The following is a 26,996-nucleotide window of genomic DNA, read 5'->3' as shown; positions in this document are numbered from 1 at the left end:
TCCCTCCAATCCAAATTCTGCCCGCAAAACCTCACTAAGAAAAAGACCCTCAACAGGGTACCAATAGTACCGGCACCAGTAGAAAATAGCAGAAAAAGTAAACAAGAGGAAACTGCGATTATTTTATTTCCTTAAATATTTTTAACTTTTCCAAAAATTAACAGCTTCGTAATTACACCCTACTAGAATTAAATAAAGCCATCACCAAGCTTTGATCTTTATAAAAGCATGTCAAAAATATCGTTTAAAAAACTGCTTATTGCCGGTTTTTCGCTTTCTCTTGTCATTGTAGCATTTGTCAACTACTCTTCCTACCGCGGGTTAAAATCTTTTCAGGAAAGGGTGGCCTGGGTAAACCACACCTATGATGTTTTGCTGGCCAGTAAAGAAACCCTGATTCAGCTGCTCAATGCCGAAGCCAGCCAAAACGGGTATTTGCTTACCCAAGATGAAAATTACCTGGAATTATATCATGTCACTACCGACTCCGTTCATGTATTATTGGACAGACTACAAAATTTAGTATCCGATAACCCTGGACAAACCAAGAAGGTAAAAAAACTGGAAAAGGTGGTCTTGAAAAAACTGGACAACCTGGAAGCTACCATTTTTGGAGAAATGCCCTCCATTCAGGAAGAAAGTAGCGGTTTGGACATCAGCGAAGGACAAGACCTGATCGCTGAAGTGCGAAACATGGTGTCCGACATCATTGCAGAAGAAAATAACCTCCTGGCAGAAAGGGAGACTCTCGCCCAGTCAAATGCTGACAGGGCCATGCTCAATATACTCCTGGGAGTAAGTGCCGTTCTGGTCATCATCTTCTTGCTGTTCGGCTATATCATCAGAACTTTTGGAGAAAAAACCAAAGCAGAAGAGGTGGTTAAAAACGCCAACAAAGAATTGGAAAAACTATCCGCTGAACGGGAAGAAAAGAACTGGTTGCTGAAAGGGGAAAAATTGCTCAATGAAAAGCTCCACGGTGACCAAACTATGGATCAATTATCGGAAAATGTACTCCACTTTTTTGCCGAGTACCTGAATGCCAAAATCGGGGCCATTCATTTGTTTTTACCGGAAAAGAAAAAACTTAAACTCCTCAATTCCTATGCCTGCACCCTACCTTCCCATTCGAAGGAAACAGGATTGGGAGATGGACTGCTGGGGCAGGTAGCCCGAGATTTGACCACGGTTGTTATCAAGGACGTTCCTAAAGACTACTATAAAATCAAAACCTCTCTAGGGGAAATGTCGCCTGATTTTATCCTGATCACCCCCATTATTTACAACTCCAAATTAAAGGGGGTGATCGAGCTTGGATTCTCAGGAAAACCAAAATCGCGGGAAAAAAGACTGATAGAACAAATCAACAGCACTATTTCTGTGGCCATTCATACCACCCAGGGACATGATAATATGAGGGAGCTTTATGAAAAGCTCCAGGTACAGGCCGAAGAACTGGAAAGTCAGCAAGAAGAACTCCGGCAGACCAATGAAGAGCTCAGCCATCAAACAGAAATGCTTCAGGCTTCTGAAGAAGAGTTGAGGGTCCAGCAAGAACACCTGCAACGCTCTAACGTTGATTTGGAAGAAAAAGCAGCACTTCTGGAGGAAAAAAACCAAGAGGTCGAAGAGGCCAGGGCCTCATTGATCAAAAAAGCAGAGGAGCTGGAACAAACCAACCGTTACAAATCTGAATTCCTGGCCAATATGAGCCATGAACTCAGGACCCCGCTTAACAGTGTGCTGATTTTGGCTAAACTGCTATCGGACAATAAAAACGACAACCTGAACGAGGAGGAAATCAAGTTTGCCAAGGTAATCCATAAAGCCGGAAGCGATCTCTTAACACTGATCAATGATATCCTTGACCTTTCCAAAGTCGAATCCGGCAATCTGGATATTTATGAGGACGCCATTGAGCTTTATGATATTGTGGAAAACATGCGCTATCTGTTTAAGGAAGTCGCTGCAGATAAAAACATCACCTTTATTACTGAAATAGGTGAGCGCCTTCCTAGAAGCATCTCCTCAGACCGACAGCGCATCGACCAGATAATCCGGAACCTTTTATCCAATGCTTTCAAATTCACTCCTAGTGGTGGTGAGGTGAAGCTGGACTTTAAGCTTGTTCAAGGATCACGTATCGCCATCACTGTCAAGGATTCAGGGATAGGCATTTCCCAAGAAAAACAACAATTGATCTTTGAGGCTTTCAAACAAGCCGATGGGACGACAAGCCGAAAATACGGTGGAACAGGCCTTGGGCTTTCCATCAGCAAAGAACTCAGCAAACTGTTGAAAGGATCGATTAGCCTTCAAAGCGAAGAAGGAAAAGGAAGCGCCTTTACCTTAGAGCTCCCGCTGCATTTGGGATTGGAAGACACTGAGGCTGCTTCACCTTCCCATCCAGTGGAAGCAGCAACACCTCCACGTTCGGTCAATGATGAAAAACAGGACAAAACACCGGCGATCTCCTTAAAAAACAACCATGAGCCAAAACGGCTGTTGATCGTTGAGGATGACGAAAACTTTGCGGACATACTGGCCACTTATGCCAAGAAAAAAGGGTTTGATAGTACTGTGGCCCTTAACGGAGAGCAGGCCTTACAGGTCATGAAAGCAATGGTTCCAGCAGCTGTTCTGCTGGACATTATGCTTCCGGGAATAGATGGATGGGAAGTTTTAAAATGGATGAAAGAACAGCCCCATCTCAAAAACGTCCCTGTACACATCATGTCTGCTACAGACCGAAACCCCAAAAAGCTATCGGAGAGCGGCGCTACCACTTTCATCAATAAACCGGTGGACCAGGCAATTTTGGACAATGTTTTTGATCAACTCAAACCCTCCCTGCCTAATTCAACAAAAACTGTTCTGATCATAGAAGACCAGGAAATCCAAAGCAACGTACTGAAAACAAAACTTCAGGAGGAAGGATATGAGATCATACAGGCTTTCACCGGTAATGAAGGCATAGCAAAAGCTGAAGCCATGCGCTTTGACAGCATCATTCTCGACTTAAACTTGCCTGACATCCCTGGAGAGGATGTTTTGGACAGCATCAAATCCACGGAAAAAAATGCCGAAACCCCTGTGATTATCAATACGGCCATGATGCTTCCTGAAGCCCTTTCCACCAGAATCCTAAATTACAGCAATGCCGTAGTCGTCAAAACCCCGAAGTCAAATGAGCGTATTTTGGATGAAGTAAAGTTGTTTATGCGCAAGATTCATACCTCATCTACTTCCCAATCCCCACTATCATCTGCGAGCAGCCCTTCTTCAAAAAGGCTAAAATCCCTGGAAGGGAAGAAACTGCTATTGGTGGACGATGATATGAGAAACATCTTTGCCCTGTCCAGCTCTTTGCAGCAACATGGCCTAAAAGTGGAAATTGCCAATAATGGCCTAGAGGCCCTGGACAAGCTACAGCAAACGGAGGGGATCGACCTGGTGCTCATGGATATCATGATGCCGGAAATGGATGGATACGAAGCCATGAAAAACATCCGCAGCGGAAACACTTACAAAGAAGTACCCATCATTGCCCTGACGGCAAAGGCGATGAAAAACGATCGGGAAAAATGTATTGAAGCAGGGGCTAATGATTACATCTCCAAGCCCGTTGATATGGACAAGCTCCTTTCTTTGATGAGAGTCTGGTTAAGCAACTGATTTATGGAAACCTTTACCTATTCCATTACTTTTGAAGAGCTTGAAGAAATGATTCGGCTGATCAAAAACATACACGGTTATGATTTTGGGGATTATGCAGAGGCTTCGCTGAAGAGAAGGTTTACTTATGTCATGAATAAGTTTAAGCTGGACATTTTCGAACTCAAACATCAATTGACCAACGATACGGATTTCTTTGCTGAATTCCTCAATCAGATCACGGTCAACGTGACCGAAATGTTCAGGGATCCAAGCTTTTATTTATCCATCAGGGGCAATATTGTCCCCTATCTGGAATCCTACCCCCACATCAAAGTTTGGAATGCGGGGTGCAGCTCGGGGGAAGAAACCTATTCCTTTGCCATTTTGCTTAAAGAATACGGTTTGCTGAACAAATGTTTTCTCTATGGTACCGATATCAATTCAGAGGTCTTGGATATAGCGCAGGAAGGGATCTACGATCTGAGAAAGATCAAACAATATTCATCGAGCTACATACAGGCTGGTGGCCAGTATTCCTTATCGGATTATTACCATACCGATGAGGATGCCGGCATTATCCATGCTGATTTGAGAAAGAAAACCCTTTTCTCTGTCCACAATTTGGCCAATGACGGCTGCTTCAACGAGTTCCAAATGGTAGTCTGTAGAAATGTCCTGATCTATTTTAATGATCATTTGAGAAACAAAGTCCTGGAACTGCTGACACAAAGCCTTTGCCACTTGGGATTCCTTTGCCTGGGATCTAAGGAAAAGCTAAGGCATCCAATCTTGAAAAAACAGTATAAGACAATAGACGAAAAAGAAAACATTTACCAGAAGATTGCCTAGCTCCATTGACATATACCAAAAAAAAATAAAGTCCGCCCAATTACTGGTAATTGGGGGGTCAGCAGGAAGCCTGGCTATCTTGATGGACTTGATCCATGCTTTGCCTGCCCCCCTTTCATTGCCCGTGATCATTGTGATTCACAGGGGGGCATCTAGCCCGGAAAAGACCCTTGCAGCGATTTTACAGAAAACCAATCCCAAAGTGACCGTTAAAGAAGCCGAAGAAAGAGAAATACTAAAACCAAACACCTGCTATATCGCCCCGGCAGGCTACCACCTGCTCATAGAACGCAACCATAGCCTTTCTCTGGATAATTCCGAAAAAGTCTGGTTCAGCAGACCGTCCATTGACGTGCTTTTCCAAACCGCCGCGGAGGTATTTCAGCAAGGGGCTGTCGGCATCCTTCTTTCAGGTGCCAATGCAGACGGTGCCGCAGGTCTGCTGCAGATAAAAGAAACAGGAGGCCTTACCTTTGCCCAGCATCCTGAGGCTGCCGAATATCCGGCCATGCCTACTGCTGCAGTTGCTATAAGTGCATGTGAGACCGTCCTTATTCCTGATGAAATGCGCGCCATCCTAAAGCACCTTCCCACCACTCCTTGAACCAACTTATTAGATGAAAAACATCAATCTCCTACTACTAGACGACAAAGAAGAAAACCTGCTGGCGCTTGAAGCCCTGATCAAGCGTGATGATTTCACCATTTTTAAAACCACCGATCCCAATACTGCGCTTAGGTTTGCCTGGGAAAATGACATCTCCATAGCTCTGGTGGATGTGCAGATGCCTGATATGGATGGCTTTGAGTTTGCTGAAATCCTTAAGGGAAACTTCAAGACCAAGCAGATCCTGATCATCTTCGTCACAGCCATTTCCAAAGAAGCAAAATACGCCATCAAAGGTTTTAACACCGGCGCAGTGGACTACCTTTATAAGCCGCTGGATCCTTTTGTAACCACGGCAAAAGTAGATGCTTTCGCCCAGCTGGCAAGGGCCCAGCGTGAGCTCCGAAAGAAAAATGAAGAGCTGGAAAATTATGCATTGGAGGTCAAAAACTCTGCGGACATTATTTGTAGGATCAATCCTAAAGATTTGCGTGTGCTTTCCATCAATCCCGCAATAAGCACTGTGCTCAACCATAAGCCCGAAGATATCCGGGACAAATGCCTGATAGAATATACCGAGGACAAAGAAAAATCGATTTCCAAGTATGAATTGGAAAACATGGTGAAAGACGGAAAAGAACACATTGTCTTTCAGGACCGATACAAAAACTTCCAGGGTGAAACCAGATGGCTTGAAGTCCGCGCCACCCAAAAGAACAACCTGCTCATGCTAAACATGAGTGATGTCACCGTCCATGTGAACTATACCAACGAACTTATTCGCTCCCGGGACCTGGCGCAGGAAGCGAAAAAAATTAAGGAAAACTTTCTGGCCAGTATGAGCCACGAAATCCGTACGCCCATCAGTGGTATCATCGCTTTGACCAAAACACTCCAAAACACTTCCCTGACTTCAGAACAATCCAAAACCATGGATTTGATCGCTATTTCTTCGAAGTCATTGTTGGGAATAGTAGATGATATTCTTGACCTTTCAAAGATTGAAGCTGAGAAATTCTCCATCATCAGAGACAAGACCGAGATCCATCAGCTGGTCAGAGCTGTCAAGGATATCCTCCAGTACAAAGCCGATGAAAAAAACATAAATTTGACTTGTCACATTGAAGATAATGTCCCATCGTGTATCTTAGCAGACGGACTTAGACTTAACCAGATTTTGATGAACCTGGTCAGTAATGCCGTTAAGTTTACCGAGAAGGGTTTTGTAAAGATCCATGTATCAGCTTTCGGTAACCAAGACGGTAAAACCAATCTGGCTTTCAGGGTGGAAGATTCTGGTATAGGCATGTCTCCCAGTCAATTGGAAAGAATTTTTGAAGAATTCACCCAAGCTGAGACCAATATCACCCACCGATATGGGGGTACGGGACTTGGATTATCCATCACCAAAAAACTTGCCCAACTCAAAGGAGGCAAACTGGAAGTGGACAGTCAGCTTGGAAGAGGTTCTACATTTACGTTTACAAATAATTTTGAAGTAATTAAGAGCAAGCAATTGGAAAAGGACTATAAGTCAGACACCGTCATTCAACCTTTTGACACTACCCTTAGAATCCTGATGGCTGAGGACAATATGATCAATCAGTTTGCTGCCAAACATGTCATGAAGGACTGGAATGTCCAGCTCGATATTGCTGAGACAGGTACAGAGGTGATCAAAATGTATCAGGAGGGCCAGTACGACATTATTTTAATGGACATGTACATGCCTGAGATGAACGGGTTTGAAGCCACTGAAGTCATCATATCAGATATGGAGCAAAACGACAAGTCACTTCCTATCATTGGCCTTTCTGCAGTCGTTTTGGATGATGACATCAATAAAGCCTTGCAGGCGGGAGTGGTCGACATCATCAGCAAGCCCTTTGAGCCTGCCAAACTAAACGCGATGATGCGAAAATACTTAGGGATGTCGCAGTAGCCGACATCCTAACAAAAAAGGCCTTCCTTATCAACAAGGAAGGCCTTTTTTGTTATTGAGGGGTGGATGAGACTAAGACAGCGCCTCGTTGGTTTTCACATCCCTTTCGATCCTTTTACTCCTGAACTTCATGAATAAAAAGAAAAATATGACAATCAAAACAGCCGGCAAAATCGCTACATAAGACAAGGTGGAAGCCCCACTATCAGCATCCATAAAGCTCCCCATTACAGGCAGGACAATGGACACTGAGAACATGCCCAATCCTCCCATCAAAGACAGTCCCAAAGCTCCGCTTTCCGGAATCCTCTCCGCCACGAAGCTTAACATGGTCGGCCAGAAATAGGTAATCCCAATAGCAAACACAAAAGCGGCGGCGAAAACCATACCTCCACTGACATTGCTCAACCAAATCAATCCAATACAGCTAAAGACTGCCGAAAACAACAACATACCAGTAGTGTCAAGTTTCTTTACTACCGGTCCTGCCAGTCCCCTGCCAACAGCCATGATGCCATTTACAAAAGCCAGGATCAAAATCCCCGATACTCCAGTCCCGCTCAGCAGCGCTTCAATTCGCTGGTTAGTGCCCAGCTCGGTGGATGCGGTCAGCAGCATACAGAATCCCATCAAGAGAAACAGCGGAGATACCACGGCCTTCCACATATCCTTGGTGGACACCCCCATGGTCACCCGTTCTGTTTTTGGCAATTCTTTGCCCAAAAACAGCACCCCATACGTCACCAATGGAACAAATAAAACCGCCACTAAAAGTTGCCACGGCAGACTAAGGATGTCCATCATCAGATAGCCGATCAGGCTGCCGATAACAATTCCCCCGGGAAACCAAACATGAAAGCGGTTGAGCATTTTCGTTTTGTTTTCTGGGTATAAACTCGCCACCAGAGGGTTACAGGCAGCTTCCACCATTCCATTTCCGATACCGATAAACATGGTTCCTAAAAAGAAGGAATAAAATTCCGTGGAAAAAATGGTAAGTACTATCCCCACCAGATGACTGAAAAAAGCCATCCAAACGATCTTTTTGATACCGAAGTAATCCACCAAGGGACCTCCAATAATCATGGCCAAGGTAAAGCCCCAAAAGGCTGGAGCAAATGCAAGACCTATTTCGGTGCTGGTCAGTTGAAATTCCGTATCCAATACTCCCTCCAGTTTTGCCCGGACAGCAAAAGTCATGGAGGTCACAATCAATGCCAGACAACTGGCATTGAACAAGGCAGTCCTTTTTATTGCGTGATTCATGTACTTTGGGTTTTGTTGTTATTTAAAGGTTAATGAAATACTATCTATTAAATTCACATGAAAATAAAAAACTTCCTCTTGTTTTCCACATTTAGAATACGTTTTTATATTCTTGAACATCGCATCACCAGGATTGCTGACCTACAAATCACTCTTCATCGCTGTAAGGTCAAGGGGATCCCCCATTTCTTTTTGAAGTTTTAGCAGATCAGAAAACATCTCCTTCACCCGAACGTCTTGTCCGGGCTCACCGGCAATATCATGCATTTCCAAAGGATCCTTTTCCAGATCGAAGAGCAACACCTTGTTGATAGCTGGATACACCAAAAGCTTATAGTTCTTCTTTCTGATCATCCTTTGTGAATTCATATAAGCACCATAAATCCCATCCTGATAGTATCCCTCTTGCTGATCTCCCCGGGCTAAATCCAAAAAGCTGTGAAATTCCACATATTCAGGTTTGGAAATCCCTGCCAGTTCCAGACTGCTGGCCATAATATCCTGCAGATATACATCATGATCTATGGATTTTCCAGCTGGAATGGTAGGCCCCTTAACCAAAAGAGGTACCCTGATACTATGGTCAAACATGCTTTGCTTCCCAAGCAACCCATGGTGCCCTACGGATAAACCATGATCCCCTGTAAAAAAGATATAGGTATTTTCCATCTTACCTGATGCTTCCAGGGCATCCAAGATTTTCCCAATTTGTTCATCCAAATGGGTGATTATTGCATAATATTCCTTCAAATGGGTCTTGATGGCAAAAGGGGTTCTTGGAAATGGTGCCAAAGCTTCATCCCTCAAACCTACGGTATTTCCGATAGCATCCTTATAAGGGTACTCAGGTAGCCAGTTTTCGGGCAGTGGAATATCATCCACATTATACTTATCCAAAAATTCCTTCGGTGCCTGCCTCGGGTCATGAGGGGCATTGAAGGCAATGTACATAAAGAAAGGATTGTCTTGGCTCTGGGCCTGTTTCAAAAAATCCTCCGCATCATCCCTGACCACTTCACTCCAATGTTTGTCTCCTTCCCAAAAACCTCCGTATGCGGTATCGGAAGAAGCCCATGAACTGTCCTTTTCACTTAAAGGCCTAAAATACCCTTTTGGCCTTATCTCACTTATATCCTCCCCATTTTTTACAGCCTCAAAAAGAGCTGCCTTATCCGGAACAGTGTTCCATAAATCTTTCGGCATTCCCGGTCTAATATGTTTTGCTACCTGGAAAACCTTCTCAGCGGGAGCTTCTACATGCCACTTACCAGTCATATAGGTATCATATCCGGCATCGGCCATCAGCCTTCCCCAGGTCTGCTCCAATGCCACTGAATCCCCTGCCCCCCAGGCTTTTGAGATTTCCTGGGATCGCCAAAGATGCCTCCCTGAAATCATCATTGCGCGGGAAGCCACACAAATCGCTCCATTCCAGCCTCCCATATTATAGGCATGTGTAAAGGAAGTCCCGCCGCTTACCAACCGATCCAGGTTGGGCGTTTCAATCACTCCGTTTCCAAGGGCATGGATGGCTTCATAAGTATAATCATCGGCAAACAGAAAAAGAATATTGGGCTTTTTCACTTGCTCCTCTTTCTTGGTTTGGCAGGAGAAGAGTGCCAAAAGAACTACTACTAAGGTTATTTTATGCATGGACAATAGTGTTATTGCTTTATAAATGATGTGTTCGCTAGTCTTTTGTCACCTTACTGCCCCACCAATCTGCGTTGGGCTTCCATTCAGGAGCAAACATCTGCATTCGTTCCTTTTCCAATTGTGGCATCCTTTTGTCTCTTGCCCCGTCCAACACCTTTTTCTCTTCACTGGCATTATAGGCTGGATCAGGTCGAGGCTTGCTGGCACTGGTAGCCATCAGCCATTTCATCAGGTCTTTTTCTAAACGGCTCCGGATTTTCACTTCTTGGTTCCCAAGGTCGTTTTCCTCTGAAGGGTCCTTCTCAAGATCATAAAGTTCCACGGCCTGATCTTCCCAATAATAAATCAATTTCCATTTTCCGTCTCTCACTACTGAACTGGGGTCTCCGCCTTGGTTTCCGTAGTGGGGATAGTGCCAATACAACTGTCTTCCTTTCAAACGCTTCCCTTTCATGGCCGGAACCAAGCTGATCCCCTCTATCTCGCTGGACATTTTGGGTTTTGTACCCACCAAATCCAACACCGTAGGCATAAAGTCTATTCCACTGGCCGGATAATCGATCTCTTTATTGGCGGCCATACCAGGCACCTTGATAAAATAAGGCACCCTGAGTCCACCCTCCCACTGGTAACCTTTGCCACCCCTTAGTGGCAAGTTGGAAGTGGAAAAATTGTCTCCAGAAGCTACTCCTCCATGGTCAGAGGTAAAAATCACAATGGTATTGTCCTCCAGACCGGCCTGCTCCAATGCAGAAAGCACCTTTCCCACCGCTTCATCCATCGTCTCCACCAATCCAGCATAAACAGGATTGTCCTGGACTTTTCTAATCGGCAACCTTCTTTCCATTTCATATCCATGCTCCTGGATTCCTTCCGTCACTGCCTTTTGGCGGTACCGGTTCCATTTTTCCTCCGTTGTTTGAATGGGGCCATGTACGGCATAAAAAGAAAGCATGGCAAAAAAGGGCTTTTCATGGGCTCTACCGATAAAATCTGCCGTTTCATTGGCCAATCTCAAACTCAAATTTTCCCCATCAGGCCCTTGTTCCATTTTAGGATTGACATATGGAGCAAAATAGCCGCCCATGGGACTCCCTTTGTCCCAACCACCTACATTGATGTCAAAACCCCTGTCCTCCGGCAAGGATCCTTCTCCGCCTAAATGCCACTTTCCCGCAAAAAAGGTTTCATAGCCGTTCTCTTTAAGCGCCTGAGGGAGTGTCAACAAGCGCGGGTCCAGATCATGCCGGTAGCTGGGAGGCAATAGCTTGGTGTGCCGACCGTACTTTCTCCAGTCCTCTCCTTCCGGAGCTCCAATCCAATCGGTAATTCCATGAACCGCTGGGCTTACCCCCGTCATGATGCTGGCCCTGGCAGGGCTACAAACCCTCGCCGCCGTGTAGCCTTGTACAAACTGGAAAGAGGACTTGGCCAATCCATCAATATGAGGGGTTTCATAAAAATCACTTCCGGTAACACTGAGGTCATGGTACCCCAGGTCATCCACCAGAATAAACAATACATTGGGCCGGTCTTTATCCTGACTAAAAGCAGGAATACAATTAAAAAACAAGAAACATAAAACAAGCAGCGCCTTAAGGGCATCGGCTTTGGTATAATGATTAACTTTCACAAAATTAAATTTTAGGTTGAGTGCCCCAAATTATAAAGTTTGTTTAAATCTTCCATTACCCTTGGTAAATATTATGATTTAAAGGCAAATATTTTGTTTAACTTTTCTGACTCTCCGGAATTTTACACGTAGTACAAATTAAACAAAATACTTAACTGAAATCCTCCTAAAGGCCTTTGGAGCATTCGGTTTTGGGACAGTTGATGGAGGCGTTAAAAAAATGAGTTAGTTCGCGAAGTGGACGAGCGAGATCCACTCATTTTTAGCCTACGGCAAATGGCACAAAATCAAATTGAGACAAACTGATCGTAATCGAAAACCAATTCACTCAATTTGAAGAAGGCTCCATGGCCTAGATTCCTGCCTCCCGGTAGGCGAGGTTTGGTTCTTTTCATCAATGGAAAAGAACAGAAAGCAATAAGAACCTTATAAGATTTGGTTACGTGCAACATTGTGGATACACAGATTAACTTTTTTCTCTAGGTCAATTAATCAGAAAGATGACTCGGCCTATAACAGAAAATCCCCTCCGGAAGGGAGGGGATAAAATAGTGGCCGACATAACTGTCGGTCCATTTTCTGGTTTATTGGACTAGGCTTCTTTGGCCATCAATGCCTCTTTTTGGGACTTGACCTTTTTGGTCAATTCATTGATGGCCCCTTTTAGCTCATCGAATTTTTTGTCCATTCTTCCATTTAAGGTGTGAGCCAATTCCTCACCTTGCTTTTGGAATTTTTTTCTGGTCTTTCCACCCTCATCGGGTGCGAACATTACGCCTAATGCAACTCCTGCAGCCAAACCTGCTGTTAAAGCTATCCAAACTTTTCCTTCACCCATAATTTTACAATTTTTAGTGGTTTAAATTAATTAACAATATATAACTATTAAAATATCCTGTTTTTTCATCATATAAAACAGAAATAATAATAAATTTTAAACAAACACCATGCTAGAAAATCCCATCTGCTTCAATGAATCTCAATTTCCCCCCAAATCACTGCTTTTTTTGAAATTGGTCCAGCCCCTCTTCAACCAGCTTAAAAATCTTTTTCTTTAGGTTCCTGAAATCTTTAGCAAACACAGCAATAAGTGTTTCCAGCTCCTCCTGATGAACAATTATATTTCGGTTTGGAGAAGTGTTGCCCGATTGAACCTGTTTACTGATTTCTTTCATCTGCCGGCGGATTTTAGCATCCACTTCTTCCCTCCTTCTCTCCAAAATCATCAAACGGTTTTCGACCCTACGGACATAAATCATGTCAATGTCTTCCATAAACCTGTAGAAGTACTTGCCCATTAGGTCCTTGAGAAACCTCAACTCGTCCTTATAAAAGGCCAAGTCTGACCGCCAATGTTCACCCAAAGCATAAAACCCGGTATAAAGATCCCCATTGGGGTGAACCGGTAGATCTTCGTTTGGAACTCCAACTTCTGCTGTCATGTTCAAACCTCCTTTGACTAACATCATCATTGAATAAAACTTTCCTTACATTATTTATACGAAAGTTATAACGGGGATGTCCATATGAGTTTCCCGTATTCTTTCCGCCCCTTTGATTACCAAAAATCAGCAACTTAACTAAAAGCAATTTCGCCTGACGCTCCTGATCTTAGGGATGGAGCCTGCTAATTGATGCGTGTTACGTTAATTTAACCAAATAGCCCGCCTTAGGCAACTAATTCAAAAAAAATATGGATAGCCTGCAAAATGGCTATGGATGGAGTTCATTGGGACTGGACCGCTTGCCTGCCCAACAATCGAGGTTCTGTGCAGTAACCGCCGCTATTTTCTCCAATGCCTCCTTTGTCAGAAAAGCCTGGTGACTGGTGATCATGACATTCTGGAAAGTCATGAGACGTGCAATCACATCATCTTGCAAGATATCTTCTGAATGATCCTCAAAAAACAAAGCGCCCTCCTCTTCGTAAACATCCATTCCCACTGCTCCTATTTTTCCACTTTTCAGACCGCCGATCACATCCCGGCTATTGACCAAGGCACCTCTGCTGGTATTGATCAGCATCACGCCTCCACGCATTTTATGGATAGAATCTTTATTGATCATATACTGCGTTTCTGGAGAAAGTGGAAGATGTAAAGTAATAATATGCGACTCCTGACACAGTTTGTAAAAGCCCACGTATTCCAAACCATACCATTGCTCCAACTTCTCATTTTTATAAGGATCGTAGGCCAGGATTTTGCACCCAAATCCATTTAAAATTTTCACCACCTTGGCCCCTATCTTTCCCGTACCGACTACCCCCACTGTTTTCCCCTCCATATCAAAACCAACCAAACCGTCCAGGGAGAAATTCAGCTCCCGCACCCGTTGATGGGCCCTGCATAGTTTACGGTTGAGGGCAAGCATTAGTCCCACTGTATGCTCTGCTATGGCGGCGGGGGAATATTCGGGCACTCTGGCCACCTTGATCCCAAGTTGCTCAGCAGCTTTCAAATCCACATGATTGAAACCTGCCGATCGTAAGGCCAAATATTTCACTCCCAAAGCACTTAGCTTTTCCAACACCAGCGCAGAAGCCTCATCATTGACAAAAATCGAAACGGCATCACTGCCTTGGGCCAAACTCGCCGTATCTTCGTTCAAACGGGTATCGATATATTTAAGCTCGTGCCCATTGAGGGCCTGCTCGAGGAACTCCTTTTCAAACTTATGAATGCTAAAAACCGTGACTTTCATTCCTTAAAATTCTTTCAGTGGTGCTTATAACAATAGCAGAAATGAATTTATCATTATAAACATTTATTTCAAAGCGTATTATTAAGTCTCCTCAGCTCCCCGTTTATCAAATGATAAAAGCCGTTTCAATATTCGATTTTACGATTAACGTAAATTACACCAGTAAATTTATTTCTCACAGATTCCACAGATCTACCTGGCGTTAGACAGGATTTAACGAAATTTAAAAACCTTTTCTGTGGGTTTCTGTGCATTCTGTGAGAGATGGTTTGCTAATTTAGAAGAGCTACTGCTGTCTTTGCGGATATACATATTCGATTTTATCAGTTTTGACCAGTTAAAACATTTGCTGCCCCATCCACGTAATAAATGCTGACTTTGACTTTATTGCGAGCTTAATTCGAAATGTCCCAACAATATCCGGGTCATCGATCTCTTTTTAAGAATATATTACTTCCTTTATCAACCAAATTCTTAGTGTTAGCCAACTATGAAGCATTTTTCCCAACTACTTTTTTTCTACCTGTGCTGCATTTTGGGACAGCAAGGATTTTCACAAACAGATCAGCAGACTGATCAAGGGCTTGTTTCTGCCTATAAAAAGATCATACCGTTTCCACAGGAAGTGTTTTCTGGGGGACAATATGCCGTTGGGGAGGCCTTTCACATCGAGGGAAGTCCTTTTCTAATATCCAACGATTTTGTCAAAGGGCAAATCACCATAAACGGTTTCACCTATACCGATATCCTGTTGAATTATGATATACAAAAGGATCAATTGATCACCTATCATCCCAATAATTTTCAGCGCATCGTGCTGAATGCCCAAAAAATCAATTCTTTCGTACTCCCCACAAATAGAAAATTCATCAAATCCCCCGTAAACCAGGGATATGCCTTTCATAAAAGTGGCTATTACGAAGTACTGTGGGATCAAAAGTTGATTGTACTGGTAAAGCACACCAAGGAGGAGAACCTTAAAAAAGACTACAATGCTTCAGCAAGCAAGCATTTTGAATTTAGCTACCGCACCCATTACTTTATTGAAATCGGGGACAAGTTTTATCGGATCAACAACAAAAAGGACCTGGCAAAAGCCCTGGGAATTTCAAAAAGGCAGATAAATAGAAGCCTCAAAAAAGCAAAGCTGAAGTATAAAAAGCAAACCGCCTCGAGCCTGGTGAACGTTGCTGCAAATTATGTCTCTGATTTTGATAACAACTAAGCTATGAAAGGCGCCCTTTACCCATTTTTGCTTGCCCTCTTGGTTCTACTATCTTCCAATGCAATGGGGCAGGAAACTGAAAAAGAAACCATCTCCGGTCTTTTTCCCGGCATCAGCTTCAGCCGATTTGCCAACAATATGGAGACCAAAACAGGTTTTCGCTTTTACTTCAAACCGGAAGATGTGGCAGAGGTAAAGGTAAATGTCAGTGCCAATAATAATGAGCTAAAGGATGTTTTGGAGCTTATCTTCGAAAATACAGGGATCCGTTTTACCATTGACGACAAAAACAGGGTCTTTATCCACCGCAAGCAACAGTTTTACACTGGCCTTTCCAAAGATTTTTTCAAATCCGATACTACGAAGACATCCCCCTCCGAACAATATGACGAGAGTACACTGGAAAGGGCCTACAGCAAAAACAAACTCTGGGTCATAGGTACAGAGTCTCCCATCAACAACAGTGAAAAGGCGGAGTTGAGCGGGACTGTTTATGGTCTGAAATCAGGAGAACCGATTTTTGGGGCAGTGATCTTTGAAAAAAATGACTACACCAGGGCCATCACCGATGAAAACGGGCACTTTAGTATTTCCCTGCCGAAAGGACGTCATACCTTATACATCCAGCATTTGGGGCAGTTTCAGGAGCAGCGCCAGCTTGAGCTTTTGGGGCCTGGACACCTGAAGCTTCAAATTGATGAAAGCATTGTTTCCCTGGATGAGGTGGTGGTCAGTTCCGATAGGCTTTCCAATGTCAACCGTACAGAAATGGGCGTGGAAGTGATACCGGTAGAAACCATGAAGAAACTTCCCTCCACCATGGGGGAAGTGGATGTCATCAAAAGCATCCTGACCCTCCCGGGGGTAAAGACCGTTGGGGAGTCCAGTGTGGGCTTTAATGTCAGGGGAGGCGCGGCAGATCAAAACCTTATTCTGCTCAACCAAAGTACCATCTACAACCCTTCTCATTTGTTTGGCTTTTTCTCCTCATTTAATACCGACATGGTCGAAAAAGTGGAATTGCATAAGGCAGGAATGCCCGCCAACCTTGGAGGAAGACTTTCTTCCGTGCTGGACATTCAAGGCAATTATGGCAATCAGGAAAAACTCCACGGCAAGGGCGGTATTGGACTATTGACCAGTAGGCTTACCTTGGATGGTCCTATCGGTGACAATACCAGTTTCCTGGTCAGTGGCAGAACCACTTATGGCAACTGGCTGCTGGACCTGGTCAATGAAAAGTCAGACTTCAATGCTGCCGGGGCTTCTTTTTACGACCTGAACGTCAACGTAAAACATGACATCAACGAAAAAAATGTGCTAAAACTCTCCACGTATTGGAGCCAGGACCACTTCAATTTTGATCAGGACACCACCTACCGATACAGCAACAGAAACATTAACCTCAACTGGAGCCATTACTTCAACGATCAGCTTGAAAGCAATATGATGCTGGGTTATGACCATTACCGTTTTGGTATTTCAGGCCGTGAAGATGCCCTCAATGCTTTTGATTTTGACTTTGACATTAGCCAACTAAATTTCAAACTTCATTTTGACTATGCTTATAAGGCCCATCGTACGTTAAAATTCGGCCTGGACAATATCCATTACCAGCTTAATCCTGGCAGCCAGCAGCCCTTTGGAGAATCATCTGTTGTACTGCCTGCTACAGTCTACAGAGAAAAAGCAATGGAAACCGCGCTGTTTATTAACGAGGTGGCTGAAATCAACGAAAAGCTCACCGCCGAATATGGCATCCGCTATGTAGTGTACAACTTCCTAGGTCCCCATGAGCTATTCGAATATGCTCCCGGTATCGGTAAAAACGAATCCACCATCACCGGACAAAAGCGTTATCAAAACAATGAAGTCATCGAAACCTATCATGCCCCTGAGTTCAGGATGTCTCTCCGCTATCTATTGGACAATTTCACTTCCCTCAAGGCAGGTTTCCATACGACCCGGCAATATATCCACTTACTGAGCAATACCTCAGCCGTCACCCCTACCGATACCTGGAAGCTCAGCGACCCCCATGTCAAGCCCCAACAAGGCCGGCAGTTCTCCCTGGGCCTGTACAAAAACCTGGATCAGGGAATACTGGAAACCTCCCTGGAAGTCTACTACAGAAGCATGAAAAACCTGATTGATTACAGAAGCGGGGCAGAACTCGTGCTCAACAATGAACTCGAACAGGATGTACTCAATACCGACGGGCAGGCTTATGGGGCCGAACTGATGATCAAAAAGCCTACAGGAAGGCTTAGCGGCTGGCTTAGCTATACCTTCTCACGCTCGCTTCTACAGACCTCTCCTAATGAACCGGCCGAAAAAGTCAATGAAGGAAAATGGTACCCCAGTAATTTTGACCAGCCACATGATATCATGCTGGTGGCCAATTATGAGTTTAACCAAAGGGCAAATGTATCCATGAACGCCAATTACAGTACCGGACGCCCCATTACCTTGCCTGTAGCCAAGTTTAACTATAACGGCTCCGAGCAGGTCTACTATTCTGATCGGAACGCCTATCGAATCCCGGATTATTTCCGAATAGACTTGTCGCTGAACCTGGAAGGAAGCCACAAGATCAAAAAACTCGCCCATGCTTCTTGGTCTTTGGGGGTCTACAATGTTTTGGGAAGAAACAACCCCTACTCTGTATACTATATGCCTGTAAAGGGAATATTGAGAGGATACCAGTTGTCCATTTTTGCGCAGCCCATCCCTTACATCACCTACAATTTTAAATTTTGAATCCGCTATGAAAAACAGCCATCTAGCCGTTCCTATCTTACTCCTCGCCTTGATTTGGCAGGGATGCCGGGAGATTTACGATCCAGAGATCAATCAGGAAGACCTGGAAGTCCTGGTGGTAGAAGGAAATGTTGAAGTGGAAGGCGGCGTATCTGAAATCAGTTTGAGCTATACTTCTCCTATTGGCTCAGGCGAGAACAGCTTCAGGAATGTACCTGATGCAGATATCGTCATAGCCTACCGAACCCAGGGAGGCGAAGAAATACAGCATTCCATGCAGCGCACGTTATCTGGCACTTACACCTTGGACCACCATTTTAACAGTGAAAACCAGCACCGCTTAATCATCAATATCCCCGGCAAAGGAAAATATCAAAGCGACTGGATCATGCCCACCTTAACGCCAACCATAGATGAAATTGGCTTTATCCAAAATGAAAATAGGGAAGTCGAGATTTATGTCAATACCATAGGAAATGAAGATGCCCAGTATTTTGTCTGGGACTTTGAGGAAACCTGGATGTTCAGCACACCCCTGATCAGTTTTCTGAAATATGTCCGGTTGAGCGAGACCAAAGACACAGTGGTCTACAGAAACTCCAATGAAATGACCCATGAATGTTTTCTTTCAGAAACCTCGAGTAAGGTCGTCATAGGCTCATCGGGACAATACCAGGACCATTTGATCCACCAAAAGAAAATCCAGCAAATCCCCTATGGCTCTGAAAAATTGGGAAGACGCTATTCCATCAGGGTTCGGCAACGGGCGGTATCCAAAGAAGCCTATGATTTCTATGAAATCCTCAGGAAGAACTCCGATGATATCGGAGGAATTTTCAGTCCGCTGCCCTCTGTACTGGGCACCAATATCCATCATGAATCCAACTCCGCAGCCAAAGCCATCGGCTATGTAACAGTAGGCACAACCTCAGATAAGCGCATTTACATAGGCCGACATGAAATTGATGACTGGCGGGTAAATAATCCCTACTATGCGGGCTGCGAATTTTCGACAGACACGGTTCCTGTTTCCGATATTTCCATCGTGTTTAACAATAATTTCAGGGTTCCCGTCTCCCCTATAAGTTCAGCCAACGACCCTACCCGCATTACCGCCTACGTCGGGGCTAGTACCAAATGTACTGACTGTACCCTCAGAGGGACAAAAGAAAAACCTGATTTTTGGGAATACTAAGCTATCAAAACCATGAGAAATGTTGTTTACCTATTTTTCTTGCTCTTTTTACCGATATCCCATGCATCAGCATGGCAAAGTACAAGCCAAGCGGTTTTTACCGAAACCGTCCATGTCCATAAAAGCAAAACGATTTCAGTAGCCGGAGAAACCATACCGCTTTTTGTGGACATCAGGATGAAAGGTGGCCCCACCCCTTCAAAAATGGCCTATGCAGAACTGATCAACCGTCAAGGCGAACGGATGGCAGGGACTATCATTCCCCTGGATAAGGGCCAGGCATCGGCATCCCTCTCTGTCCCAGCTGAAATCCCCTCTGACCATTACCTCTTCAGGCTCTACACCCGGCTGGCTGCTAGTATGAAAGATGAAAAAAACTATCACCATAGCCTCATTACCGTGATCAATCCCCATCTGAAGCCAAAAGACATTGCATCTGACAAAGTCATTTGGAAAAAGGAGGAACAGCAAAATCCCATAGAAATGTCTCTTTCAAAGGAACTTTTGGATACGGACGAAGCCGGAAAACTTACCATCACGGGGGATGCGGGACAAGAAGTCACTGTTTCCATCAGCAGAAAGAACCCCTTCCTTGCTGACCTGTATCCCTTGGTAGATGGCGGCGATCATTCCAGAGCGGCCCAGGAGGAGATTGTTCCGGAGTTAAGAGGCCACATCATTAAAGGTCTCGTTTCTGAAAATACCCTTGACACAAGCCGTGTTTATTTCCTTTCTGCCCACGGCAATAATTCCGCCTTGTATTTGGGCAAAGCCAATAAAAAGGGAGAGGTTTATTTTGAGCTTGGCCCCATGAAAGCTTATGACTTCTTATTGTTGCAAACCGCCCAAACGAATGCTCCTTTTGACCTTTCCATACAGCAGCCCTTTGCCCCTGCACCCGGCAAGGAACTGCTTAACCTCCCGCCTTTAGTGCTTACAAAAAAAGACCAAGCGATACTGGATGACTTGGTGCTTTCCTATTCTACCAGTGACTATTACCAGAAACCGGTTGCCCAGGAACCACTTCCCATTATAACCGGATATACGGCCGACAGGAGTTACAATTTAGACGAATACAACCGCTTCGAGGACCTGGCCACCACCCTGAAAGAATATGTCCCTACCGTATTGGTCCGGAAAAATTCAGGCAAGTACCACTTCAGGCTTGCCAATTTTCCCGAAAACCGTACCTACAAGGACAATCCCCTTATGCTGATCGATGCCATGCCCGTGTTTAACAGTGATGCCCTGGGAAATTACCAGGCAGATAGCATCGAAAGGATAGAGGTGATCAACAGAAACTTTTATATCGGGGACAACCGGTTTGATGGAGCGATCAATTTCAAATCCTTTGGTAACGATTTTGGTGGATTCCCCCTGCCCGAAGGGGCACTGTATCTGGAATACCCCCAGATCCAACAGCCCATGCTGTGGAAGTTTAACACCCCTCAAACCGATGCTGATTCCCATTTGCCGGATTTCAGAACAATCCTTTACTGGGGAGAGCATGAAAAAATCGGTCCTGATGGAAAACTGGAAATCCCCTTCAATACCTCTATGGTCCCGGGGGAATACGAAATCAGGGTAAGCACAGTCAATGGTTCCATCATTCGCTCAGCGACGGAAACGGTAAAAGTTAACGGTAAGGGAAGTGAATGACATCAAACCCATTTTATCATCATTCCTTCGTACCTCGTACTTTGTACTTCCTACTTCGTACTTAATACTTTCCTCACTTCACATACCTCCCCACGGCAAAGGCATCTATCTTAACCTCCCCTTCCTTGCCTTTGACCAGCCCGGCCAGGATCTTTCCGGTAGCAGGTGCCAAACTTAGCCCCATCATGCTATGGCCTGCCCCAAAGGCTACATTCTGCCATTTGGGAGCTTTGCCGATATAAGGCAGGCCGTCCGGTGAACATGGCCTCATGCCTTTCCATATCTGGTTTTCCTTAGGAAATGCTGCTTGGAATTCCGGGTAATAGGCCTTTATGGAATCATAAATACCCTGCACCCTGTTTAATCGTATTTTGTCGGCTTGGTTGGATATCTCCATTGTCCCGCCAAACCTCACTTTATCGCCGTAGGGGCTTTGGGATACCCTTGCCTCTGTAAGGATACTGGCCTGCATCAGCTCAGGGGTATTGGGAAGCTCAAAACTGTATCCTTTGCCTCCCATCATGGGCAAGCTAAAACCAAGCATTTTGGCAATCTGGTCTGACCATGAACCTGCGCATACCATCACCTGGCCACAAGCGATCTTCCCTTCATTGGTAAGCACCGCTTCCACTTTATCTGCCCGCTTTTCAAAACCGGTAATGTTCACCCCACTTTTCAGCTTCACCCCATTGGCGGTAAGTTGCTGCTTCAAAAAGCGGTACAAATCTTTTGGTGACAGATGGGCATCATCGGGGAAATAGACGCCTCCCCTTGCTGCCACTTCCTGGTTGGGTTCCAGTTTGCTGATATCTTCCTTACTTAAGACTTCGGCATTTAGGCCACTTTTTAAGGCCAATTCCGCCATTTCCCTTTCTTCTCTTTCCCCTTCCTTGGTTTTGTAAAGCATCAGCAAACCCTTGTCCGCCAACCTGATCCCCTCATTGCCATGCTCCTCTACAAAATCCAAGTAAAGCTGTTTGCTGAAAAGACTGATCCCTTTGAGATAGGGAATGGATTTCTGCACATGCTGGGCATTGGAATTGCGGTAAAACAGCAGGCACCATTCCAATAAACGTCTGTCCAGCCGGGGCTGGATATAAAAAGGGCTTTTGGATGAAAACATCCACGAAATCCCTTTCGAAATCATCCCCGGTGAGGCCAAAGGCACAATATGGCTGGGGACAATCATCCCGGCATTGCCTGTGGAACAGTTTTCCTCCATGTCCCCTTTGTCCAGGACAATGACCTCTTCCCCTTCTTTCTGGAGATAATAAGCCGTAAAAAGACCGACTATCCCTCCTCCTATTACAATCGTTGGTTGCATAAACACTTACTTAAATAAAGTAGAAGCATTCAGAAAAACGCTGAATGCTATTTGGGTTATATTCGAAAAGGGCCTTTATTCGTACTTCAACCTCCCTCTCGTACTTTGTACTTAATACTTCGTACTTCGTACTTTTCTCCAGCATCTCCCCTCAAATCACTTGAAATCCGTGCACATAAGGATCATCATCGTCCAGAAAAATGGTATTGTACCCGGTAATCTTTGCCCAGCCTTCTATACTGGGAACGATCGCCGGTATCCCTCCCACTGTGGTCGTATCCACAATTTCCCCGGTAAATTTCGATCCGATATAACTTTCATTGACAAAGGCTTGGTGGGCCTTTAGTTTTCCCCGGGCATGCAGCTGCGCCATTCGGGCCGAGGTGCCTGTTCCACAAGGAGAACGGTCAATTGCCTTGTCCCCGTAGAAAACAGCATTCCGGCCATGGGAGGCTCCGTCCAAGGGCTTACCTATCCACTGGATATGGCTCAGTCCATTGATCCTGGGATTTTCCGGATGGACAAATTCATAAGCTTCATTGATCGCTTTACGCAGCTTTCTGCTCATGACTATCAACTGCTCCGCAGTGAAGTCCTGTAAGCCTGTAAAGTTTTCCTGGGGATCGATAATGGCGTAGAAATTCCCCCCATAGGAAACATCAAAGGTCAATTCTCCCAATTCTTCACAAGCAATGGTCAGGTCCTGGGCAATCACAAAACTGGCCACATTGGTCAGCTTGACTGATTTCACTTGTTCTCCTTCTTGCTGATAGCTTACCCTCACCAGACCTGCAGGGGTTTCCAGGCGAAGCTTTCCCGCTTCCTTGGGAACCACCAACCCTTCTTCTATGGCCACGGTGACTGTCCCAATGGTGCCATGCCCGCACATGGGCAGGCAGCCGCTGGTCTCAATATACAGTACTGCCACGTCATTTTCGGGATCATGTGGCGGATATAGCATGGAGCCCGACATCATATCATGTCCACGGGGCTCAAACATCAATCCCCGACGAATCCAATCGTAATGTTCTACGAAAAACTGCCTTTTCTCGAACATATTTTCCCCTTCCAGGAAAGGGACACCACCTGTGACCACCCGCACGGGATTGCCACAGGTATGGGCATCAATACAACTAAATGTTTTTTTCATTCAATTAATTAGCATCAAACATATAAGACAACAGTTTACCATCCACTGTCCTTGGAATACCTAATGGATTGGATTCCTTCAAAGCATCAGGCAGCAAATCCTCAGGGCAATTCTGCAAAGCCAGCGGCCGGGCAAATCGCTTAATGGCATATACGCCCACTGAAGTGGAACGGCTATCTGTTGTGGAAGGGAAAGGCCCTCCGTGTTGCATGGCGTAGCCTACCTCCACGCCGGTTGGGACACCCCCGTAAAGCAATCTACCGCATTTTTCCTGCAACTCACTGATCAGCTCTTCCTGCTCGGCCAGCTCCTCTTTTGTTGCCCATAGGGTAATGGTCAACTGCCCTTCCAGTGTTCTGGCTGCTTTCAACAATTCGGCCTGGTTTTCATAAGTGACCACCATTCCAAATGGTCCGAACACCTCTTCTCTGAGGGATTTGTCCGCTAACCAGCTTTTCAGGTCAGTCCTGGCCAGGGCAGGATATCCGGCTTCCACACCCTCCGCTTTTTTTGCCCACTGCAAGGCTGAAGTAGTTTCAAAAGCCTTTAAACTTCCAGCATACGTCTGCTGAATCCCTTCGTTCAACATCTTTTGTCCATCGATGGCCTCAAGACTTTTGGCCGTTTCTTTGGCAAATTCCTCGGCATATTTTTCAGGGACCAAGATCACTCCAGGATTGGTACAGAACTGCCCAACACCCAAGGTGAGGGACTGGGCATAATTGGCGGCCAGCCCTTGTAAACCGGTGCTTAACTGGTTTTCAAGAACGAAAATAGGATTGATGCTGCCCATCTCCGCATATACCGGAATGGGCTCTTCCCGACTATTGGCCAGATCAAACAAGGCTTTTCCTCCTTTGTACGAACCGGTAAAACCTACAGCCTTTGTCAAGGGATGCTTTACCAATTCCTGCCCTGCTTCAATTCCTCCTTCCACGTGCTGGAAAACACCTTCCGGCAAGCCGCTATTTTGGAGGGCTTTTTTAATGGCCCCATAGACCAAAAGAGAGGTTTTGGGATGAGAAGGATGGCCCTTGTAGACTACGCTACAGCCAGAGGCCAAAGCCGAAATGCTGTCCCCACCGGCGGTGGAAAAGGCCAAAGGAAAATTACTTGCTCCGAAGACCACGACCGGTCCCAAAGGCACCAAGTACCTGCGTAAATCAGGTTTTGGAACGGGTGTCCTGTCCGGATCTGCATGGTCAATGGTCGCCTCCAGCCAGCTGCCTTCCTCCACATATTGGGCGAAAAGCCGGACCTGTCCGGTGGTTCTTCCTAATTCCCCGGTAATCCTTCCTTCCGGCAAGTGGGATTCTTCACAGGCAGTCGGTATCAGCTCCTCTTTTATGTCCTCCAAACAGGAGGCTATGCTCCTCAGAAAAGCGGCCCTATCTGCCAGTGAAGTCTTTTTATAAAGGTTAAAGGCTTTTGAAGATTGGTTTAATACCTCATCAATTTGCATTACACACTGGTTTTTAAAGATTCCAATTGTGGTCTGTTTTCCAGACCTTCCTGTATGATCTGTACGATATTTTCTCTTTCTTCTCCTATCAAAGTCAAGCGCGGTGCCCTAACATGCTCTGTGCCAATACCGGCCATGGTCTCCGCCAGTTTGATATATTGCACCAGCTTGGGATGGATATCCAATTCCAAAAGCGGGAGGAACCACCGGTAAATGGCGATGGCCTCATCCACCCTTCTCTCCTTGATCAAGTCAAAAAGAACTACGGTCTCTCTTGGGAAAGCACAAACCAAGCCGGCCACAAGTCCATCAGCTCCCATCAAAACACTTTCCATGGTCAAGGTGTCCACCCCACAAAGAATTTTGTAACGGTCCACGTACCTTGTCTTCATTCTGGTCACATTGGAAACATCACGGGTAGACTCTTTTACTGCCTGAATATTTTCACATTCCAACAACTCATCAAACATCTCCAAGGTAACATAAGTTTTATAATCTACCGGATTATTGTAAATCATAATGGGCAAGGAGGTGGCATTGGCAATGGTTTTGAAATAAGTCACCGTCTCCCTATGATCAGATGGGTAGCGCATGGGTGGCAGTAACATCAAGGCTTCCACACCGATTTCCTCTGCTTTCTTGGCCCAATAAACCGCTTTTGAAGTGGATCCTTCAGCAATATTAAGGATTACCGGAACCCTTCCTGATAGCCTTTCAATAGTTTTCTTGGTCAGTGCTATCTTTTCTTCATCCTCTAATACACTTGACTCCCCAAGTGTTCCCCCCAAAATAATGCCTTTTACACCGGCTTCTATTTGGGCGTCAAGGTTTACGAAAAATGTATCGTAATCAATGCTGCCATCAGCATGAAACTTTGTAGTGACAGCGGGAAAAACTCCATTCCAATTCATACGTTTCAAGTTTTGTTTTGAACAAAGGTAGAGCTTGACCTGATAGTATAATTGCACCAAATTAGTGATTGATGATACCATATTACCATCAATATCTTTCTTGCTGCTTTGAGCCCAAAAAACACCTGAAATAGGCAAGCCCCCGCTCACAAGTCCCCCCCGGGCAGGAGTATGAGCAGAAACGTACAAAAAGTTTTTAATTCAGTGGAAATGCGCAGCATTCATGATGATCATCAAGAATAAAAAGCAGTAAAAAAACTTACACAATTGACAGCAATGACAGCTCACTTTGACAAGCTCAGTGACGGCATAATTTATTAAGATGTAATCCGGCACACGCTATGTTTTGACAGGATTAATATCAATAGAGAATACAACTTGCCGCCAAAACCCGTAAATTTCAATTGAGAAAGTCTAACCAAGAAAATGTCTATAATTACGTCATCGCAAGTGATCATAGAACCAGTTTTTTTTTGGTTCTATATGATTTGTAGTGGCTAAACTTGCTAAAACTTTCAATTACAGGTCTCCTCTGTTTAATTGATTGGAGGTAGATTTTCGGCAAGGCTTTTCAATGTGTCAAAAGGCATTAGCGGAAAATGGTTGACATTATGAATAGTTTTGGCGGCTAATGCTTAGAACGACTGTTGGCAAGGCCCCGGGCTGCGCCTCCTTTGTCGTCTTGCCCGGGGTTAACCTTATAGCACCCCTTCAGGGTGCTCCTGTGATGGTTTTTTTTATAATGGTTATAGCCCTGTATGGGCAAAACATTAATAACCCTGGGTGCCAACCCAGGGCCAGAAGTGTCTAAGTTGTCCGCTTTAGCTGATTTTCCTGTTAATTGTGAAAAATCTTTTCCTACCGATAGCCACCTTAGGTTTGAGTGGTTGAAAAATGGAATGTTTTGAAGTATAATTGAAGCCCCGTCAGTGACCCAGCGATAGCCTTAGATGTAAGAGATCTAACCCGATATTTGGGACTGACAGGCTTTAAGAAC

18 protein-coding genes are annotated in these 26,996 nt (G+C 44.9%); 8 read left to right on the top strand and 10 right to left on the bottom strand.

What is annotated here, in order from left to right; all coding sequences use genetic code 11:
* Positions 1 to 228 precede the first annotated feature (228 nt).
* The 4 genes from ACYVAA_RS07685 to ACYVAA_RS07670 are packed head-to-tail and all read left to right on the top strand — an operon-like array spanning position 229 to position 7,055.
* Entirely contained in the window at positions 229 to 3,675 is a 3,447-nt protein-coding gene (locus ACYVAA_RS07685; protein ID WP_460540174.1) for a response regulator, read from the top strand.
* Positions 3,676 to 3,678: 3 nt separating this feature from the next.
* Positions 3,679 to 4,506 (top strand): CheR family methyltransferase, encoded by an 828-nt coding sequence (locus ACYVAA_RS07680; protein ID WP_460540172.1) that lies wholly within the window; start codon positions 3,679 to 3,681, stop codon positions 4,504 to 4,506.
* A complete protein-coding gene (locus ACYVAA_RS07675; RefSeq protein WP_460540170.1) occupies positions 4,499 to 5,110 on the top strand; it encodes a chemotaxis protein CheB in 612 nt (203 codons plus the stop codon). The genes ACYVAA_RS07680 and ACYVAA_RS07675 overlap by 8 nt, the downstream gene beginning before the upstream one ends.
* A 13-nt stretch (positions 5,111 to 5,123) precedes the next feature.
* On the top strand, positions 5,124 to 7,055 hold the full coding sequence (locus tag ACYVAA_RS07670) for a hybrid sensor histidine kinase/response regulator (RefSeq protein WP_460540167.1): 1,932 nt from the start codon (positions 5,124 to 5,126) through the stop codon (positions 7,053 to 7,055).
* A 72-nt stretch (positions 7,056 to 7,127) separates the two neighbouring features.
* Here the strand turns inward: ACYVAA_RS07670 and ACYVAA_RS07665 are convergent, their stop codons facing one another.
* The 6 genes from ACYVAA_RS07665 to ACYVAA_RS07640 form a co-directional block, all read right to left on the bottom strand.
* Entirely contained in the window at positions 7,128 to 8,321 is a 1,194-nt protein-coding gene (locus ACYVAA_RS07665; protein WP_460540165.1) for an MFS transporter, read from the bottom strand.
* Positions 8,322 to 8,462: 141 nt separating this feature from the next.
* Positions 8,463 to 9,974 carry an alkaline phosphatase family protein gene (locus tag ACYVAA_RS07660; RefSeq protein ID WP_460540163.1) on the bottom strand — a complete coding sequence of 504 codons (1,512 nt, stop codon included), beginning with the start codon at positions 9,972 to 9,974 and terminating at the stop codon, positions 8,463 to 8,465.
* A 37-nt stretch (positions 9,975 to 10,011) separates the two neighbouring features.
* Positions 10,012 to 11,610, bottom strand: coding sequence for a sulfatase (locus ACYVAA_RS07655; protein ID WP_460540161.1), 1,599 nt, complete (start codon positions 11,608 to 11,610; stop codon positions 10,012 to 10,014).
* Positions 11,611 to 12,202: 592 nt separating this feature from the next.
* On the bottom strand, positions 12,203 to 12,448 hold the full coding sequence (locus ACYVAA_RS07650) for a YtxH domain-containing protein (RefSeq protein WP_460540159.1): 246 nt from the start codon (positions 12,446 to 12,448) through the stop codon (positions 12,203 to 12,205).
* A gap of 157 nt (positions 12,449 to 12,605) precedes the next feature.
* Positions 12,606 to 13,082 (bottom strand): hypothetical protein, encoded by a 477-nt coding sequence (locus tag ACYVAA_RS07645; protein WP_460540157.1) that lies wholly within the window; start codon positions 13,080 to 13,082, stop codon positions 12,606 to 12,608.
* Between the two features lie 241 nt (positions 13,083 to 13,323).
* Positions 13,324 to 14,313, bottom strand: a complete 990-nt coding sequence (locus ACYVAA_RS07640) for a 2-hydroxyacid dehydrogenase (protein ID WP_460540155.1) — start codon at positions 14,311 to 14,313, stop codon at positions 13,324 to 13,326.
* A 490-nt stretch (positions 14,314 to 14,803) separates the two neighbouring features.
* Between ACYVAA_RS07640 and ACYVAA_RS07635 the strand changes: the two genes are divergently transcribed.
* The 4 genes from ACYVAA_RS07635 to ACYVAA_RS07620 are packed head-to-tail and all read left to right on the top strand — an operon-like array spanning position 14,804 to position 21,152.
* A complete protein-coding gene (locus tag ACYVAA_RS07635) occupies positions 14,804 to 15,538 on the top strand; it encodes a hypothetical protein (RefSeq protein WP_460540153.1) in 735 nt (244 codons plus the stop codon).
* 3 nt (positions 15,539 to 15,541) lie between these two features.
* Positions 15,542 to 18,298, top strand: coding sequence for a TonB-dependent receptor (locus ACYVAA_RS07630; protein WP_460540151.1), 2,757 nt, complete (start codon positions 15,542 to 15,544; stop codon positions 18,296 to 18,298).
* Between the two features lie 7 nt (positions 18,299 to 18,305).
* Positions 18,306 to 19,493 carry a DUF4249 domain-containing protein gene (locus tag ACYVAA_RS07625; protein ID WP_460540149.1) on the top strand — a complete coding sequence of 396 codons (1,188 nt, stop codon included), beginning with the start codon at positions 18,306 to 18,308 and terminating at the stop codon, positions 19,491 to 19,493.
* Between the two features lie 12 nt (positions 19,494 to 19,505).
* Positions 19,506 to 21,152 (top strand): hypothetical protein, encoded by a 1,647-nt coding sequence (locus ACYVAA_RS07620; RefSeq protein WP_460540147.1) that lies wholly within the window; start codon positions 19,506 to 19,508, stop codon positions 21,150 to 21,152.
* Between the two features lie 73 nt (positions 21,153 to 21,225).
* Here ACYVAA_RS07620 and ACYVAA_RS07615 read toward each other — a convergent pair whose 3' ends face one another.
* From ACYVAA_RS07615 to ACYVAA_RS07600, 4 genes are all read right to left on the bottom strand, one after another.
* Positions 21,226 to 22,476, bottom strand: coding sequence for an NAD(P)/FAD-dependent oxidoreductase (locus tag ACYVAA_RS07615; protein ID WP_460540145.1), 1,251 nt, complete (start codon positions 22,474 to 22,476; stop codon positions 21,226 to 21,228).
* Positions 22,477 to 22,627: 151 nt separating this feature from the next.
* The gene (locus ACYVAA_RS07610; RefSeq protein ID WP_460540142.1) at positions 22,628 to 23,626 is read right to left on the bottom strand and encodes a 4-hydroxyproline epimerase; all 999 of its coding nucleotides are present in this window, start codon (positions 23,624 to 23,626) and stop codon (positions 22,628 to 22,630) included.
* A gap of 4 nt (positions 23,627 to 23,630) precedes the next feature.
* Positions 23,631 to 25,088: an aldehyde dehydrogenase (NADP(+)) gene (locus tag ACYVAA_RS07605; RefSeq protein WP_460540139.1), complete on the bottom strand. Its 1,458-nt coding sequence runs from the start codon at positions 25,086 to 25,088 to the stop codon at positions 23,631 to 23,633.
* Complete coding sequence (locus ACYVAA_RS07600) at positions 25,088 to 25,999, bottom strand: dihydrodipicolinate synthase family protein (RefSeq protein ID WP_460540137.1); 912 nt, start codon at positions 25,997 to 25,999, stop codon at positions 25,088 to 25,090. Before ACYVAA_RS07600 ends, ACYVAA_RS07605 begins: the two co-directional genes overlap by 1 nt.
* Positions 26,000 to 26,996 lie beyond the last annotated feature (997 nt).

The organism is Echinicola sediminis (assembly GCF_054777495.1).
The sequence above is the reverse complement of the archived record's forward strand: the minus strand, read 5'-3'. Positions and strand labels throughout refer to the sequence as shown.

Coding starts and splice junctions, on each gene's coding strand:
- ACYVAA_RS07685 (WP_460540174.1), top strand. CDS start 229: ATGTCAAAAATATCGTTTAAAAAACTGCTTATTGCCGGTTTTTCGCTT.
- ACYVAA_RS07680 (WP_460540172.1), top strand. CDS start 3,679: ATGGAAACCTTTACCTATTCCATTACTTTTGAAGAGCTTGAAGAAATG.
- ACYVAA_RS07670 (WP_460540167.1), top strand. CDS start 5,124: ATGAAAAACATCAATCTCCTACTACTAGACGACAAAGAAGAAAACCTG.
- ACYVAA_RS07665 (WP_460540165.1), bottom strand. CDS start 8,321: ATGAATCACGCAATAAAAAGGACTGCCTTGTTCAATGCCAGTTGTCTG.
- ACYVAA_RS07660 (WP_460540163.1), bottom strand. CDS start 9,974: ATGCATAAAATAACCTTAGTAGTAGTTCTTTTGGCACTCTTCTCCTGC.
- ACYVAA_RS07650 (WP_460540159.1), bottom strand. CDS start 12,448: ATGGGTGAAGGAAAAGTTTGGATAGCTTTAACAGCAGGTTTGGCTGCA.
- ACYVAA_RS07645 (WP_460540157.1), bottom strand. CDS start 13,082: ATGATGATGTTAGTCAAAGGAGGTTTGAACATGACAGCAGAAGTTGGA.
- ACYVAA_RS07640 (WP_460540155.1), bottom strand. CDS start 14,313: ATGAAAGTCACGGTTTTTAGCATTCATAAGTTTGAAAAGGAGTTCCTC.
- ACYVAA_RS07635 (WP_460540153.1), top strand. CDS start 14,804: ATGAAGCATTTTTCCCAACTACTTTTTTTCTACCTGTGCTGCATTTTG.
- ACYVAA_RS07630 (WP_460540151.1), top strand. CDS start 15,542: ATGAAAGGCGCCCTTTACCCATTTTTGCTTGCCCTCTTGGTTCTACTA.
- ACYVAA_RS07625 (WP_460540149.1), top strand. CDS start 18,306: ATGAAAAACAGCCATCTAGCCGTTCCTATCTTACTCCTCGCCTTGATT.
- ACYVAA_RS07620 (WP_460540147.1), top strand. CDS start 19,506: ATGAGAAATGTTGTTTACCTATTTTTCTTGCTCTTTTTACCGATATCC.
- ACYVAA_RS07615 (WP_460540145.1), bottom strand. CDS start 22,476: ATGCAACCAACGATTGTAATAGGAGGAGGGATAGTCGGTCTTTTTACG.
- ACYVAA_RS07610 (WP_460540142.1), bottom strand. CDS start 23,626: ATGAAAAAAACATTTAGTTGTATTGATGCCCATACCTGTGGCAATCCC.
- ACYVAA_RS07605 (WP_460540139.1), bottom strand. CDS start 25,088: ATGCAAATTGATGAGGTATTAAACCAATCTTCAAAAGCCTTTAACCTT.
- ACYVAA_RS07600 (WP_460540137.1), bottom strand. CDS start 25,999: ATGAATTGGAATGGAGTTTTTCCCGCTGTCACTACAAAGTTTCATGCT.